Raw genomic sequence first — 14,108 nt, 5'->3', positions numbered from 1 at the left:
GCCCCACGTTCATTGTAGGAAGGTGGTCGGAACGGCCGGTTCGCCCGCGGAGAGCTTCAAGCCCTCCCAGGGCAAACTGACCAGACCGCGGGCGACCAAATCCCGGCTGTGCGCCAGATCCGGTGCGTCGGCCGCCGGCTCACCCTTGCGAATCAGCGGAACCAGCAGATCCCGCACGTCGTAACCGTTGCCGGTGGGGCGTTGCGCGGTGGCCGGATACACGATCTCCTCGACGATGGTGCCGGTATCGCGGGACAGTCGCACCGCGCGCTTGGTGCCGCCTCGCGACTGTTTGTGGCTACTGCGCTTGGCCACCGGTACGCCCTCGACCTCCACCAGTTTGTAGACCATTCCGGCGGTCGGCGCGCCCGACCCGGTGACCAGGGAGGTGCCCACGCCGTACACGTCGACAGGTTCGGCGCGCAGTGCGGCGATCGCGTATTCGTCCAGATCGCCGGACACCACGATGCGGGTTTTCTTCGCGCCGAGGGCGTCGAGCTGGTCGCGCACCTGCCGCGCCAGGACGCCCAGGTCGCCGGAATCGATTCGCACACCGCCCAATTCGGGCCCGGCGACCTCGATGGCGCGGGCCACCCCGGCGGTGATGTCGAAGGTATCCACCAGCAGTGTGGTGCCGATGCCGAGCGCGTCGACCTGACTGCGGAAGGCCGCCGCCTCGTGCTGCCCGTCCGGGCCGCTGTGCAGCAGCGTGAAGGCGTGCGCGCTGGTGCCGGCGCCGGGAATGCCGTAGCGCCGCACCGCCTCCAGATTCGAGGTGGCGTCGAATCCGGCGAGATACGCGGCGCGGGCACAGGCGGGAGCGGCCAGTTCGTGGGTGCGGCGCGAACCCATCTCGATCATCCGGCGGCCCGCGGCCGCGCTGACCATCCGTGCCGCCGCGGCGGCGATCGCGCTGTCGTGGTTGAGGATCGACAGGATCAGCGTTTCCAGCATCACGCACTCGGCGAAACTGCCGCGCACCGACAGGATGGGGGAGCCGGGGAAGTAGAGATCACCTTCCAGATAGCCGTCGATGTCGCCGGTGAACCGGAAATCGCGCAGCCACTCCAGCGTTCGCGCCTCCAGGAATCGCGCCGCGACAGCGAGTTCGGCTTCGCCGAAGCGGAAGTCCCGCAACGCGGTGAGCAACCGGTCGGTACCCGCGACGACGCCATATCGGCGACCGTGTGGCAACCGGCGAGCGAATACCTCGAAGGTGCATTGCCGCTGTGCCGAACCGTCGGCCAGGGCGGCCGCGAGCATGGTCAGCTCGTACTGGTCGGTCAGCAGGGCGGTGCTCGCGGCGGCGGCCGAAGTGTCCACGCGGCCACTGTAGACATACCGGACGCGCGGCGGGCGCCGCGGTGCGCGCGACGTCGCGGAGGGCCTTCCGGAGGTGCTCGGCGCGGGTGTTGTTTATCCGGAGCCGCGTCGTACTCTGAGGGTATGGGTCTGTGCATGAGAGACGCCGTCCGGATCGCCGCCGGTCCGGCCGGCGCGAACCAGGCAGCGGCGCGAGCGACGGGCCCGCAGGACACGGCGGGGCGGGGACGGTCGTGGGCGGGGCGAGACACCCGCGTAGGCGTCGTGGCCGGACGGTTGTCGGCGGCTCAGGCCACACCGGAGACCGTCGAGGTCACCGAGATCCTGGAGGCCGAGGACCGGCCGTGGGTCACGGTGGTCTGGGACGATCCGGTGAACCTGATGCACTACGTCACCTACATCTTCCAAAAGCTGTTCGGTTACAGCAAAGCCAAAGCAACCGAGCTGATGCTGCAGGTACACAACGAGGGCAAGGCGGTGGTGTCGTCGGGATCCCGGGACAGGATGGAGCACGACGTCCAGCGTCTGCACGCCGCCGGGCTCTGGGCGACCATGCAACGTGACCAGTGACCGCGACGGCTACGGTAGCCCCGTGCGCAAGTGGAGCAGGAAGAACTCGCTGAGCGGGCTCAAGCTGCGGTCGGAGATGGACCCCCGGGAGGCGGACGTCCTGCGTTCGCTGGTGGGGGCGGTAACCGGACTGCTCACCGATCGGGCCCGATCCACCCCCGAGGACGATCTCGCGGAGCTGACCGGACTTCGCACCGGCAACAGCGTTCCCCCGGACGATCCGCGACTGGCGCGGCTGCTGCCCGACTTCCATCGCAAGGAACCCGGTTCTCCGGACGCCGACCGCGCCGATCTCAACAGCGCCCTGCGCAGTCTGCACGAACCCGAGATCATCGACGCGAAGGTGGCCGCCGGCACGGTGGTCCTGGAAACCCTGCCCGAGCGCGGCGGCAAGATCGTGCTCACCCCCGAACAGGCCGACGCCTGGCTGAACGCCCTCAACGACGTGCGGCTGGCACTGGGCACCGCACTGGGCATCGACGCCGACACGCCCGACCAGCTCGATCCCGACGATCCGCGCGCCCCGCACCTGGACGTCTACCACTGGCTCACCTGGATGCAGGATTCGCTGCTGCACGCCCTCGCTCCCTGACTCCGCGCGCGCTCGCGCAGGCCCACCTCTGCAGGAGGACATGTGACTTCGGTGCCGGGACCTCGGGATTCGATCACCGATGTGGCGGGTGTGCTCGTCGGCCACCACCACGAACTCGATCCGGACGCGACGCTCGGCTCCGGCGCCGCGACCGGCTGCACCGTGGTGCGCGTGCCGGGCGGAGCCACCGCGTCGGTCGATATGCGGGGCGGGGGACCGGGCACCCGTGAGACCGATCTGCTCGATCCCGGACAGACGGTGCGGCAGGTGAACGCGGTGCTGCTCACCGGCGGCAGCGCCTACGGGCTGGCGGCCGCCGACGGGGTGATGCGCCGGCTGGAGGAGGACGGCGAGGGCATTCCGATGGATCCGGCCGATCCCTCGCGGGTGGTGCCGATCGTTCCCGGCGCGGTGATCTTCGATCTCCCGGTGGGAGCGTGGGATATCCGTCCGACCCCGGAATTCGGTTATCGCGCAACGCGATCGGCGAGCGAGACTTTCGAGCGTGGCAGTGTGGGGGCCGGCGTCGGTGCGCGGGCCGGTTCCATCAAGGGCGGAATCGGTACGGCCAGTGTGCGTTTCACCGCGGGACCGGCCGCCGGCCACACCGTCGGGGCGCTGGTGGTCGCCAATCCGGTGGGTTCGGTATTCGATCCGCGTACCGGCCTGCCGTGGGGTGCGGGTACCGACGGACCGGAGCATTTCGGTCTGGCACCGGCCACCGCCGAAGCCCTGGCCCGTGCCAATGCGCTGCCGGTGAAGGGGACGGTGCTCAACACCACCATCGGTGTCGTCGCCACCGATGCCGCGCTGGATCCGGCGGGCTGTCGCCGGCTCGCGGTCACCGCGCACGACGGGCTGGCTCGGGCGATCCGGCCGGCCCATTCCCCGCTCGACGGCGACACGCTGTTCGCGCTGGCCACCGGCACGATCACCGCGGAGTCGAATATTCCACTGCCACCCGCGTTTCCGGCGGATCTGTTGCTGCTCGACGAACTGTGCACCGCGGCCGCGGTCTGTGTGGAGCGGGCGATCGTGGACGCGATCCTGCGGGCGAACCCGGTGGCCGGCATCCCGACCTACCGCGAGTTGTTCGGCTGAGTCCCGGCCTGCCCCGATCGAGGCATTCCGTGCCGTGTGATGCGCTATATCAGGCCCGCCCGTGCGGTGGGTGGGAATAGCCGAATATCCTCGGCCGTTGACGGCAGCGATACGACCCGCGCGGGCCGGGCGCGTCGCGGGCGTGAGCGGAAGGATTCGAACTGTGCTGGTGATCAGGGCCGATCTCGTGGATGCGATGGTGGCGCACGCCCGCGCCGATCATCCCGACGAGGCCTGCGGTGTGATCGCCGGCGCCGAGCGCTCCGACCGCCCCGAGCGTTTCGTGGCCATGGTCAACGCCGAGCGCTCGCCCACCTTCTACCGGTTCGACTCCGGCGAGCAGTTGCGGGTCTGGCGGGAGATGGACGACCGTGACGAGGAGCCGGTGGTGATCTACCACTCGCACACCGCCACGGAGGCCTATCCCAGCCGGACGGACATCTCGTACGCCTCCGAGCCCAACGCCCACTACGTGCTGGTGTCCACCCGCGACCCGCAGGAGCACGAACTGCGCAGCTACCGGATCCTCGACGGTGTGGTCACCGAGGAACCGGTCAAGATCGTGACCGAGTACCCCCCGGCCTGAGCCCGACGCGTCCGCGAACCAGGCGACCAGAAGAAACAGGAGCACCCATGTCGGTAACCGTGTCCATCCCGACCATCATGCGCACCCTCACCGGAGGTGAGAAGCGGGTCCAGGCGACCGGTTCCACCCTCGCCGAGGTGATCGGCGACCTCGAGGCCAACTACCCCGGACTCGAGCAGCGCCTGCTGTCCGACGGCAAGCTCAACCGCTACGTCAACATCTACGTCGACGACGAGGACGTGCGCTTCGCCGGTGGGCTGGAGGCCGAGGTTCCGGCCGACGGCTCGGTGACCATCCTGCCTGCCGTCGCCGGAGGCGGCCTGGACAGCACCGTCGCCGGCGGCGCGCTCGGCCGCTGATTTCCGTGGCACGCTACGAATCGCTGATCGAGACCCTCGGCAACACCCCGCTGGTGGGTCTGAAGACGCTGTCGCCCCGATGGGATGGTGACGACCACGTCCGGTTGTGGGCCAAACTGGAGGACCGCAACCCGACCGGGTCGATCAAGGACCGTCCGGCCCTGCGCATGATCGAGCAGGCCGAGACCGACGGCACGCTGCGGCCCGGCTGCACGATCCTGGAGCCGACCAGTGGCAACACCGGCATCTCGCTGGCCATGGCCGCCAAACTCAAGGGGTATCGCCTGGTCTGTGTGATGCCGGAGAACACCTCGGTCGAGCGGCGGCAGTTGCTGACCATGTTCGGCGCCGAGATCATCGACTCCCCGGCCGCCGGCGGCTCCAACCAGGCCGTCGCGAAGGCCAAGCAGATCGCCGCCGAACATCCCGACTGGGTGATGCTGTACCAGTACGGCAATCCGGCCAATGCCGATGCGCACTATCAGGGCACCGGCCCGGAGATACTGGCGGACCTGCCGGAGATCACCCACTTCGTCGCTGGGCTCGGCACCACCGGGACCCTGATGGGGACCGGCCGCTACCTGCGGGAGAACGTCGCGGAGATCGATATCGTGGCCGCCGAGCCGCGCTACGGCGAACTGGTCTACGGGCTGCGCAACATCGATGAGGGCTTCATTCCGGAACTCTACGACGAATCGGTGCTGACCTCGCGGTTCTCGGTGGGGCCCTACGACGCGGTACGGCGCACGCGGGAGCTGGTGCTGGAGGAAGGCATTTTCGCCGGTATCTCCACCGGCGCGATCCTGCACGCCGCCCTCGGGGTGGGCAACAAGGCGTTGCGCGCGGGTAAGCGGGCCGATATCGCGTTCGTGGTGGCCGACGGCGGCTGGAAATACCTGTCGACCGGCGCGTACGACGGCACGCTGGAGGAAGCCGAGGAACGTCTCGAAGGTCAGCTCTGGGCCTAGTGCTTCCGGCGGGCCGGTCGTCCCGCGGCCGAGTGCCGGTCCTCGCCGCAGCGGTACCGTTGAGGGCGAGCGACCGGACGGCCGGTCTCGCGAGGAGGTGATGGCGGTGGCCGAGCAGATGGGTCCGTCGTTCGACCCGGATCGGATTGCCGCGCTGCGGGCCGAACTGCAGAAGTCCGCGGGAACGCCCGCCGGTTCCGTACCGTCCGGTTCGCAGTTTCCGTCGCCCCGGCCCACCTCGTCGGCGTCGGCGTCGGAGCCCGGACGTACCGCCGCGCTGAAGTTGTTGTGGCAGCGGGCAATTGCGATGACGCTCACGTTCGTGGCGTTGTTGTACGCGGTCGAGGGCGTCGACACCGTCTCGCATCACGACCTCGACGGTGCGGGGGTGCGACCCCGGACGGCCGAGGGGCTGGAGGGCATCGTCTTCGCTCCCGTACTGCACGCGAACTGGGCGCATCTGATCGGCAACACCCTGCCGGTGATCGTGCTGGGCCTGCTGACGCTGCTCACCGGGATCGGTCGCGGACTGGCCGCCACCGCGATCGTCTGGGTCGTGGCGGGGGTCGGCACCTGGCTCACCGGGGCGAGTGGTTCGGTGCACATCGGCGCCTCGGTGCTGGTGTTCGGCTGGCTCACCTATCTGATCTCGCGCGGCCTGTTCACCCGCCACCTGTGGCAGATCCTCGTGGGTGTCGTCGTGGGGTTGGTGTACGGCTCGATTCTGTGGGGTGTGCTGCCCGGCCAGGCCGGAATCTCTTGGCAAGGACATCTTTTCGGTGCGTTGGGTGGACTGCTGGCCGGCTGGGTACTCTCATCGAATGAACGTCGTCATCGTCGCGAGGAGAGTGCCGGCCGCCTCGCATCGTCGGGGTGACTGCGGCACTCGGCCGGCGATTTGGGGGATCCCCAGTTGAGTGAGAATGCAGCGTGGCAGCATGGGGGAATGCGACTCACCGTCCTCGGGTGTTCGGGCAGTGTGTCCGGCCCGGATTCCCCTGCGTCGGGCTATTTGCTGACCGGTCCGGATATGACCCCCACCGTGATCGATTTCGGTCCCGGCGTGCTGGGCGCGTTGCAGCGCTACCTGGACCCTGGCGAGGTCGACATCTTCCTCACCCATCTGCACGCCGATCACTGCCTGGACCTGCCCGGATTGCTGGTGTGGCGGCGATATCACCCGAACCCGCCGACGGGGAAGGCCATCGTGCAGGGTCCCTCGGATTCGGCGCTGCGGATCGGTAACGCCTCGGCCGAGATCGGCGGCGAATGCGACGACTGGTCCGACGTGATCGATATGCGCCCCTGGCAGGAGGGCGCCGAGGTGCGTTTCGGTCCCGGCCATACGGTGGTCGCCCGCCGGATGTACCACCCGCCGGAGTCCTACGGCCTGCGCATCACCACCGCCGCCGGCCGCACCCTGGTCTACACCGGTGATACCGCCTTGTGCCCCGCGGTGTTCGAACTCGCGGAGGGCGCCGACGTGCTGCTCTCGGAGGCCTCGTGGACCCACGATCCGGCCAATCGCCCACCGGGCATTCACCTTTCGGGTACCGAGGCCGGAATGATCGCCGCCCGTGCGGGTGTCGGCGAACTGCTGCTCACCCACATTCCGCCGTGGACCTCGCGCGAGGACGTCATCGCGGAGGCCAAGGAGCAGTTCAGCGGTCCCGTGCACGCGGTCTCGCCGGGTGAGGTCATCGAAATCTGAGCACCCACCCCGCCGGGGCGGAGGCGTCGTACCCATCCCTTAGGCTGGCGTTGTGTCTAGACGAGCCGATGGCAGAGCGGACGACGAACTCCGCGAGGTAAGGATCACCCGGGGATTCACCACGCATCCGGCGGGTTCGGTACTGGTCGAATTCGGTCAGACGCGGGTGATGTGCACCGCGAGCGTCACCGAGGGGGTGCCCCCGTGGCGGCGTGATTCCGGATTGGGCTGGCTCACAGCCGAATACGCGATGCTACCGGCCGCCACCCACACCCGCAGCGGGCGCGAGTCGGTGAAGGGCAGGGTCGGCGGGCGCACCCAGGAGATCAGCCGTCTGGTCGGCCGGTCGCTGCGGGCGTGCATCGACCTGGCCGCGATCGGCGAGAACACCATCGCCCTCGACTGCGACGTCCTGCAGGCCGACGGCGGCACCCGCACCGCCGCGATCACCGGCGCCTACGTGGCGCTGACGGACGCGATCACCTACCTGGGCGCTGCCGGGCGCCTGGCCGACCCGCAGCCGATCTCGTGCATGATCGCCGCGGTCAGCGTCGGCGTGGTCGACGGGCGGGTGCGCCTGGACCTGCCGTACGAGGAGGATTCGCGCGCCGAGGTCGATATGAACGTGGTCGCGACCGACACCGGCACCCTGGTCGAGATCCAGGGCACCGGCGAGGGCGCCACCTTCCCGCGCTCCACCCTGGACAAGCTGCTGGATTCGGCACTGGCCGGCTGCGAGCAGCTGTTCGAGGTGCAGAAGCAGGCGCTCGCGCTGCCGTATCCGGGGCAGCTGCCCGAGCCGGGCGAGAAGAGGAAGTAATGGCGCGCCGGGTACTGGTGGCCAGCCGCAACGCCAAGAAGCTCGGCGAATTGCGCCGCATCCTCGACGAGGCGGGAGTCGCGGGTCTCGAGATCGTCGGCCTGGACGAGGTGCCGCCGTTCCCGGAGGCCCCGGAAACGGGCGCGACCTTCGAGGAGAACGCTCTCGCCAAGGCGCGCGACGGCGCGGCGGCGACCGGATTGCCTTGTGTGGCAGACGATTCCGGCCTCGCCGTCGACGCCCTCAACGGTATGCCCGGCGTGCTGTCCGCGCGCTGGTCGGGCCGCCACGGTGACGATGCGGCGAACAACGACCTGCTGCTCGCCCAGCTGGGTGACGTCCCCGACGACCGCCGCGGCGCCCGCTTCGTCTCGGCCTGCGCCCTGGTCGCCGACGGCCGCGAGGTCGTCACGATCGGCGAATGGCCGGGCACGATCGCGCGAAAGCCGGTCGGCGACGGCGGTTTCGGCTACGACCCGCTGTTCGTCCCGGACGGCGGAACGGTCTCGGCGGCCCAGCTCACCCCGGCGGACAAGGACGCCGCATCACACCGCGGCCGGGCCTTGCGCGCCCTGCTACCCGCTTTGGCGCAACTCGCCGAGGGCTGAGAGCGGCGCCTTGGCGGCTCAGCTCAAGAATTCGGCGCGGATTTGCCGGGTGCGGTAGTGCTCGCAGACGAAGGACAGGAATGGGATGGTGCCGGCCAGGGCGGTGATCACCAGCGTGAGCGGCTTCCACCGCGTCTTGATGCCCAGGTCGATGGTGAACACCAGGTACAGCATGTAGAAGATGCCGTGGATCTGGCCGACGTAGAAGAGCCAGTGCGGCGCCTTGCTGCTGTCGTCGAGCAGCAGGTACTTGTACACCATCTCCGCGCACAACAACAGCAGCCAGACACCGGTGATGTAGGCGAGCACGCGGTAGCGGGTCAGCGCCGAGCGGATGCGGCCGGTGTCGCGGGCCGCGGGGGCCGGCGTGGCGGCCGGTGCCGGTGTGGTGGTGGCGGCCGGGGTGGTGGGGTGGTCGGCGCTCAACCGGCTCTCCTCTCGGTGTCGGGGCCGTCGAGCCCCACGGCGTGCATCCGCTCGCGCACATCCTGTGCGTGCAGATCGGCAAGATATTTGTTGTATTCGACCAGCACCGGGTCATCGTCGCGGGCGGCGGTCGGCCGTTCCGGCAGGATGCCGGCCGGGATCTCGCGCGGGGCAGCCCGTTCGATCCTCCGCCGGGCCGGGGTCGCGGATTCGGCCGGGCTCGATGGCTCGGTGGTCTCCGCTGCCTCGGTGTGCTGGGCGGCGGTATCGCGCTCGAGTCGCACGAATCGGAAGTAGGCGAAGACCACGAATCCGGCGAACAGCGGCCATTGCAGCGCGTAGCCGAGGTTCTGCGCGGTTCCGGACGAGGATTCGAACCGTCCCCACTGCCACCAGCCCAGCCCCAGGCAGGCCAGCGCGGCCACGACCACCAAGATGATCAGAGCCGGGCGACGATGTGGTGCGGACACGCCTACCACGGTACCCGGTCTACTACACGGCCCGTAGTGTGAGGTGCCCGGCGATCACCGCTGGTCAGAATTTGTAGGTGACGCCGGTCAGCCGCTCGGATTCCTCCCACAGCCGCCGCTGCAGATCGGTATTCTTCGACAGCGCGCTCGACGGCGACGGCCGGACCGGACCGCGCGAACCGAACAGCAGCGTCGGCCCCCAGTAGGTGTTCGGATCGGCGTCCGGCACGGTGGCCGCGAACAGGCTCGACTCGGCGGCCTTGCGCGGCGAGTGGCCGGCCAGGGCGATGAAGGGTTTGGCGACCTTGTCGAGCGGGGTCTCGGTGCGGGTGAACAGATCGGTGGGCGAGACACCGGGATGTACGGCGTAGGACCGGATGGCGGATCCCGATTCGGCCAGGCGTCGCTGTAGTTCCCGGGCGAACATCAGATTCGACAACTTCGACTGGGCGTAGGCGAGGTTGCGCTGGTAGCGGCGGTTCTCGTAGTTGAGATCGTCGATCCACAGCTTCGGGGTCTGCCGGTGCGCGATGCTGGCGAGGCTGATCACCCGGTCGCCGATGCGGTCCAGCAGCAGTCCGGTCAGCGCGAAGTGCCCGAGATGGTTGACCCCCCACTGGGTTTCGAACCCGTCCACGGTGCGCGAGAAGGGGATGTTCATCAGTCCCGCGTTGTTGATCAGCACATCGAATTCCCCGGTGCGCTCGGCGAATTCGCGAATCGATGCGAGGTCGGCCAGATCCAGTGCGGATACCCGGACGTCTCCCTCGATACCGTCGGCGACCTGCTGTGCGGTCGAGGTATTGCGGCAGGCCATGATCACGGTCGCCCCCTTGGCGGCCAGGGCCCGGGTGGTGTGCTTGCCGATACCGCCGTTGGCCCCGGTGATCACGAACGTGCGTCCGTGCTGCGCCGGGATCTCGCTGGGATTCCACGCCATGGTGAGACCTCACTGTTTACCGTTGGGGAAGGAGCCTCGTCGCATCCTCACCGCCTGACCTTACTCCAGAGTAAGTTCCGGCGGTAGGGTTGTGTCACAGTGTCCTCAGGGTATCGATCGTGGTCTCCGCGCACTCGATTTGAGTGCCGGAGATTTGCGGTGTCGGCGAGCGAGCTGGTGTATTGCCGTGTTGCGCCGTCCGAATCGGGCTCAGGGCACATACTGAGCTAATGTCCGGTGTTGCCGCAGTCGCCGAATCGCCCGCACCCGTGAGTCATACCCGCGCCAACGTCGTCTTCATCACCGTGGTGCTGGGGATGTTGATGGCCGCGTTGGATCAGACCATCGTGTCGACGGCGTTGCCCACCATCGTCGCCGATCTGGGCGGCGCCGGGCATATGGCCTGGGTGGTGACGGCATATCTGCTGGCCGAGGCGGTCGCCACCGCGCTGGCCGGCAAATTCGGCGACCTGTTCGGCCGCAAACTGATCTTCCAGCTCAGTGGCCTGATCTTCATCATCGGCTCCATGGTGGCGGGGCTCGCCCACGGCATGACGTTGCTGATCGTCGCGCGCGGTATCCAGGGCGTCGGCGCGGGCGGGCTGATGGTGACCTCGATGGCGCTGATCGCCGATGTGATCCCGCTGCGTGACCGGGGCAAATATCAGGGTGCGCTGGGCGCGGTCTTCGGCATCACCACCGTCGTCGGCCCGACGCTGGGCGGGCTGTTCACCGACCATGCCAGCTGGCGCTGGTGCTTCTACGTGAACGTGCCGCTGGCGATTCTGATGATCGCCGTTGCGGCGCGGGCGATTCCGTCGATCCGCGCGGCGGTGCGGCCGGTGGTCGACTATGCCGGCATCGCGCTGGTGGCGATCGGTGTCAGCTGTCTGATCCTGGGACTGGAATGGGGTGGTCAGGAATATCCGTGGGGTTCGGCGACGATCATCGGACTGTTCGCGGCCGCGGTGGTGCTGCTGGCCGCGTTCGTCTTCGTCGAGACACGCGCGGCCGAGCCGATGCTGCCGATGCATCTGTTCCGCAGCAACGTCTTCACCGTCTGCTCGATCCTCAGCTTCATCGTGGGCTTCGCGATGCTCGGCGCGATGACCTATCTGCCGGCCTATCTGCAGTACGTCAACGGTGTGTCGGCCACCGCGTCCGGACTGCGCACGTTGCCGTTGGTGGTCGGCCTGTTCACCACCTCGATCATCTCCGGGCAGGTGGTCGGCCGGACCGGCTACTACAAGTACTTCCCGGTCGCCGGTACCGCGGTCATGGCGGTGGGGCTCTATCTGATGTCGACCATGGGCCGGACCACGGGCTTCTGGCTGCAATCGCTGTACATGCTGATCCTGGGTCTGGGTATCGGCCTGGCGATGCAGGTGCTCACGATCGTCGTGCAGAACACCGTCCCGTACCAGGACCTGGGCACCGCCACCTCTGGTGTCACCTTCTTCCGGACCGTCGGATCGACTTTCGGCACCGCGATCTTCGGCACGCTCTACAGCAATCAGCTGGAACCGAATCTGCGTCAGGCGCTCACCGAGGTGCCCGGGGTGCCGCCCGCGGTGGCGCAGAGTCCGCAACTGCTGCACCAGCTTCCGTACGCGCAGGCGATTCCGATCATCGACGCCTATGCCGACACCATCGATTACGTCTTCCGCTGGGTGGTGCCGGTGGCCGTGGTCGGCTTCGTCGTGGCGTGGTTCCTCAAACAGGTGCCGCTGCGCGACAGCGTCCGTGCGGAGGCGGCCGATGTGGGCGGCGGCTTCTCCGTGCCCGATTCCCCGGATCGCACTGTCCGCCTGGAACATTCACTGGCCAACGTGCTGCGCAGACTGCGCGACGACGAGCTGCCCGATCCGCGGATCCTGGCGGCCGCCGACAGTCCGCTCGGCCGGGATCAGGCCTGGGCCATCGGGCAGGTGAAGATGTTGCAGCGCGCCCGCGGATCGGCAGATCTGGCAGCCGTGGCCCGTGCGCACTGGATGCCGCCGGAAGTGCTGGAACCGGTGTACGACAAGGCCGTACGATCCGGATACATCGAAGTGAACGGCGACCGAATGGAATTGACCGCGAGTGGCCAGGCGGAGTACGACCGCATTCTCGCCGCCTGGCGCAAGTGGCTGTGCCGCTATCTCGACGATTGGGATTGCGCCGACCCGGATGATCGCGCACTCTTCGACCGGGCGCTGGACAACATCGCGGCGAAACTGCTGGAGGAAGTGGAACGACCGGAGGCGCTGCGGCTGACGGTGTGATTCACCGCCGGCCGCAGCACCGCGTTCGATTATTCTGAACTACACGGCGATACGCTCACGCGACGGCGAGTTCGGCGCGCTCGTCGACCGGTGCGTCCCAGTCGATGGTGTAGCTCTGCTCGCGCGCCATGACCTCTTCCATCTTGAAGAGTTTGGTCGCCAGCGGCATGACCAGCGGCATCATCCGGCGCATCACCGGGCCGACGGTCTTCGACTGGTTGATCTTGGCGCCGCGGGCCGCGACCTTCTCCACCCGGGGACGGCGGATCCGTTCGTAGGCGGCGAAAGCGGTTGCCGGCGAATCGAAATCGCGCAGGCATCGAGCCAGCTGCACGGCGCTCTCGATGGCCAGCGACGCTCCCTGGCCGGTGCTGTTGGACGGCGCGTGCACCGCGTCGCCGACCAGGACCATACGGTCGCGATACCAGTGCGGCACCGGCGGCATGATGTGCAGGCCGCCGGTGACGACCAGCTCTTCCGGCGGCGTGTTGCGCACCAGCTCGGCGCCGGGGGTGTCCTCGGCGTAGACCTCGCGCAGTGTCCGCAACCACTGTTCGGCCGGAACCTCGCGAGCCTCGGTCAGCGAAAGATATTGCTTCTGCGGCAGATTCGCGCCCCAGGCGATCCGGCCGTCGGGCATGGGCCAGTACAGGTAGTAGGCGTTGCGTCCGTAGGCGAACACCATGGTCTCCGGGGGGACCGGAGCCGAGCATTCGGTGTAGGCGCCGAATCCGAGCATGCCGGTGTAATCGGCCCCCGGGGCGTTCGGATCGATGAGCGTGCGCACGCGCGATTTGATGCCGTCGGCGCCGACGATGATGTCGGCGGTGGCGGTGGATCCATCGGCGAACCGAGCGGTCACACCGTCACGATGTTCCTCGACGCCGACCAGGCGCTTGGAATATTCGACGGCCACACCGGCCTCGACGGCGTGATCGTGCAGTACCTGGTGCAGATCGCTGCGATCGATCGCGTGCAGCGGTTCCAGGCCGGCGGCGGTGGGCAGCTCGATGTCCTTGTGGCCCAACGACATCACCATGCGACGGATCGGCAGGGCGATCGCGCGCACGGCATCGCCGGCGCCGATGACGTCCAGGGCCGCCAGGCCGTTGGGGGCGAACCCCAGGGCGCTGCCGATGTTGTAGGCCGGTCCCGGATAGGCCTCGTAGACGGTGGCCTCGATCCCGGCCGCGCGCAGGGCGGTGGCGGCGACGGGGCCGGCGACGCCGCCCCCGATGACGAGGGCGGATGTAACTGCGGACATGGGAATTCTCCTCGAGTGGATGAACCCGATCCGATCCGCGCACGCGCCGCCCAGTTATCCTGAAGTTGCCATACTCGGGCTGGGTTCGCCTGCGTGAATGCGGTTC

16 protein-coding genes are annotated in these 14,108 nt (G+C 68.3%); 11 read left to right on the top strand and 5 right to left on the bottom strand.

Annotation, left to right across the window (positions count from 1 at the left end):
* Positions 1–9 precede the first annotated feature (9 nt).
* The gene (locus AC5592_RS18475) at positions 10–1,323 is read right to left on the bottom strand and encodes a nicotinate phosphoribosyltransferase (protein ID WP_063064946.1); all 1,314 of its coding nucleotides are present in this window, start codon (positions 1,321–1,323) and stop codon (positions 10–12) included.
* A 135-nt stretch (positions 1,324–1,458) separates the two neighbouring features.
* Here AC5592_RS18475 and clpS point away from each other — a divergent pair, with 135 nt between their 5' ends.
* The 10 genes from clpS (at position 1,459) to AC5592_RS18425 (ending at position 8,638) form a co-directional block, all read left to right on the top strand.
* Complete coding sequence (clpS, locus tag AC5592_RS18470; RefSeq protein WP_371507231.1) at positions 1,459–1,893, top strand: ATP-dependent Clp protease adapter ClpS; 435 nt, start codon at positions 1,459–1,461, stop codon at positions 1,891–1,893.
* 22 nt (positions 1,894–1,915) lie between these two features.
* Entirely contained in the window at positions 1,916–2,485 is a 570-nt protein-coding gene (gene aosR, locus AC5592_RS18465) for an oxidative stress transcriptional regulator AosR (RefSeq protein ID WP_063013169.1), read from the top strand.
* Between the two features lie 42 nt (positions 2,486–2,527).
* On the top strand, positions 2,528–3,586 hold the full coding sequence (locus AC5592_RS18460) for a P1 family peptidase (protein ID WP_063064945.1): 1,059 nt from the start codon (positions 2,528–2,530) through the stop codon (positions 3,584–3,586).
* Between the two features lie 163 nt (positions 3,587–3,749).
* The gene (locus tag AC5592_RS18455) at positions 3,750–4,172 is read left to right on the top strand and encodes a M67 family metallopeptidase (RefSeq protein ID WP_063064944.1); all 423 of its coding nucleotides are present in this window, start codon (positions 3,750–3,752) and stop codon (positions 4,170–4,172) included.
* Between the two features lie 47 nt (positions 4,173–4,219).
* Entirely contained in the window at positions 4,220–4,531 is a 312-nt protein-coding gene (locus AC5592_RS18450; RefSeq protein WP_051024368.1) for a MoaD/ThiS family protein, read from the top strand.
* A 5-nt stretch (positions 4,532–4,536) separates the two neighbouring features.
* Positions 4,537–5,499 carry a cysteine synthase gene (locus AC5592_RS18445; RefSeq protein ID WP_036498670.1) on the top strand — a complete coding sequence of 321 codons (963 nt, stop codon included), beginning with the start codon at positions 4,537–4,539 and terminating at the stop codon, positions 5,497–5,499.
* Positions 5,500–5,806: 307 nt separating this feature from the next.
* Positions 5,807–6,376: a rhomboid family intramembrane serine protease gene (locus tag AC5592_RS18440; RefSeq protein WP_232329425.1), complete on the top strand. Its 570-nt coding sequence runs from the start codon at positions 5,807–5,809 to the stop codon at positions 6,374–6,376.
* Between the two features lie 69 nt (positions 6,377–6,445).
* Entirely contained in the window at positions 6,446–7,210 is a 765-nt protein-coding gene (locus AC5592_RS18435; RefSeq protein ID WP_036498675.1) for a cyclic nucleotide-degrading phosphodiesterase, read from the top strand.
* A gap of 52 nt (positions 7,211–7,262) precedes the next feature.
* The gene (gene rph / locus AC5592_RS18430; protein ID WP_063064943.1) at positions 7,263–8,030 is read left to right on the top strand and encodes a ribonuclease PH; all 768 of its coding nucleotides are present in this window, start codon (positions 7,263–7,265) and stop codon (positions 8,028–8,030) included.
* Positions 8,030–8,638 (top strand): non-canonical purine NTP pyrophosphatase, encoded by a 609-nt coding sequence (locus AC5592_RS18425; RefSeq protein ID WP_063064942.1) that lies wholly within the window; start codon positions 8,030–8,032, stop codon positions 8,636–8,638. The genes rph and AC5592_RS18425 overlap by 1 nt, the downstream gene beginning before the upstream one ends.
* 18 nt (positions 8,639–8,656) lie before the next feature.
* Here the strand turns inward: AC5592_RS18425 and AC5592_RS18420 are convergent, their stop codons facing one another.
* The 3 genes from AC5592_RS18420 to AC5592_RS18410 form a co-directional block, all read right to left on the bottom strand.
* Positions 8,657–9,064: a DUF3817 domain-containing protein gene (locus tag AC5592_RS18420; RefSeq protein WP_063064941.1), complete on the bottom strand. Its 408-nt coding sequence runs from the start codon at positions 9,062–9,064 to the stop codon at positions 8,657–8,659.
* A complete protein-coding gene (locus AC5592_RS18415) occupies positions 9,061–9,534 on the bottom strand; it encodes a hypothetical protein (protein ID WP_063064940.1) in 474 nt (157 codons plus the stop codon). The genes AC5592_RS18420 and AC5592_RS18415 overlap by 4 nt, the downstream gene beginning before the upstream one ends.
* Before the next feature lie 64 nt (positions 9,535–9,598).
* Positions 9,599–10,474 (bottom strand): oxidoreductase, encoded by an 876-nt coding sequence (locus tag AC5592_RS18410; protein WP_063064939.1) that lies wholly within the window; start codon positions 10,472–10,474, stop codon positions 9,599–9,601.
* 230 nt (positions 10,475–10,704) lie between these two features.
* Here AC5592_RS18410 and AC5592_RS18405 point away from each other — a divergent pair, with 230 nt between their 5' ends.
* Positions 10,705–12,738, top strand: coding sequence for an MDR family MFS transporter (locus AC5592_RS18405; protein WP_063064938.1), 2,034 nt, complete (start codon positions 10,705–10,707; stop codon positions 12,736–12,738).
* A 55-nt stretch (positions 12,739–12,793) separates the two neighbouring features.
* Here the strand turns inward: AC5592_RS18405 and AC5592_RS18400 are convergent, their stop codons facing one another.
* Positions 12,794–14,002 carry an FAD-dependent oxidoreductase gene (locus AC5592_RS18400; protein WP_063064937.1) on the bottom strand — a complete coding sequence of 403 codons (1,209 nt, stop codon included), beginning with the start codon at positions 14,000–14,002 and terminating at the stop codon, positions 12,794–12,796.
* Positions 14,003–14,108 lie beyond the last annotated feature (106 nt).

Origin of the sequence: Nocardia violaceofusca NBRC 14427 (assembly GCF_963869435.1) — a bacterium.
GTDB lineage: Bacteria > Actinomycetota > Actinomycetes > Mycobacteriales > Mycobacteriaceae > Nocardia > Nocardia aobensis.
This window is presented reverse-complemented; position numbering and strand designations above follow the sequence as displayed.

Coding starts and splice junctions, on each gene's coding strand:
- clpS (WP_371507231.1), top strand. CDS start 1,459: ATGAGAGACGCCGTCCGGATCGCCGCCGGTCCGGCCGGCGCGAACCAG.
- AC5592_RS18450 (WP_051024368.1), top strand. CDS start 4,220: ATGTCGGTAACCGTGTCCATCCCGACCATCATGCGCACCCTCACCGGA.
- AC5592_RS18440 (WP_232329425.1), top strand. CDS start 5,807: ATGACGCTCACGTTCGTGGCGTTGTTGTACGCGGTCGAGGGCGTCGAC.
- AC5592_RS18435 (WP_036498675.1), top strand. CDS start 6,446: ATGCGACTCACCGTCCTCGGGTGTTCGGGCAGTGTGTCCGGCCCGGAT.
- AC5592_RS18425 (WP_063064942.1), top strand. CDS start 8,030: ATGGCGCGCCGGGTACTGGTGGCCAGCCGCAACGCCAAGAAGCTCGGC.
- AC5592_RS18410 (WP_063064939.1), bottom strand. CDS start 10,474: ATGGCGTGGAATCCCAGCGAGATCCCGGCGCAGCACGGACGCACGTTC.
- AC5592_RS18405 (WP_063064938.1), top strand. CDS start 10,705: ATGTCCGGTGTTGCCGCAGTCGCCGAATCGCCCGCACCCGTGAGTCAT.
- AC5592_RS18400 (WP_063064937.1), bottom strand. CDS start 14,002: ATGTCCGCAGTTACATCCGCCCTCGTCATCGGGGGCGGCGTCGCCGGC.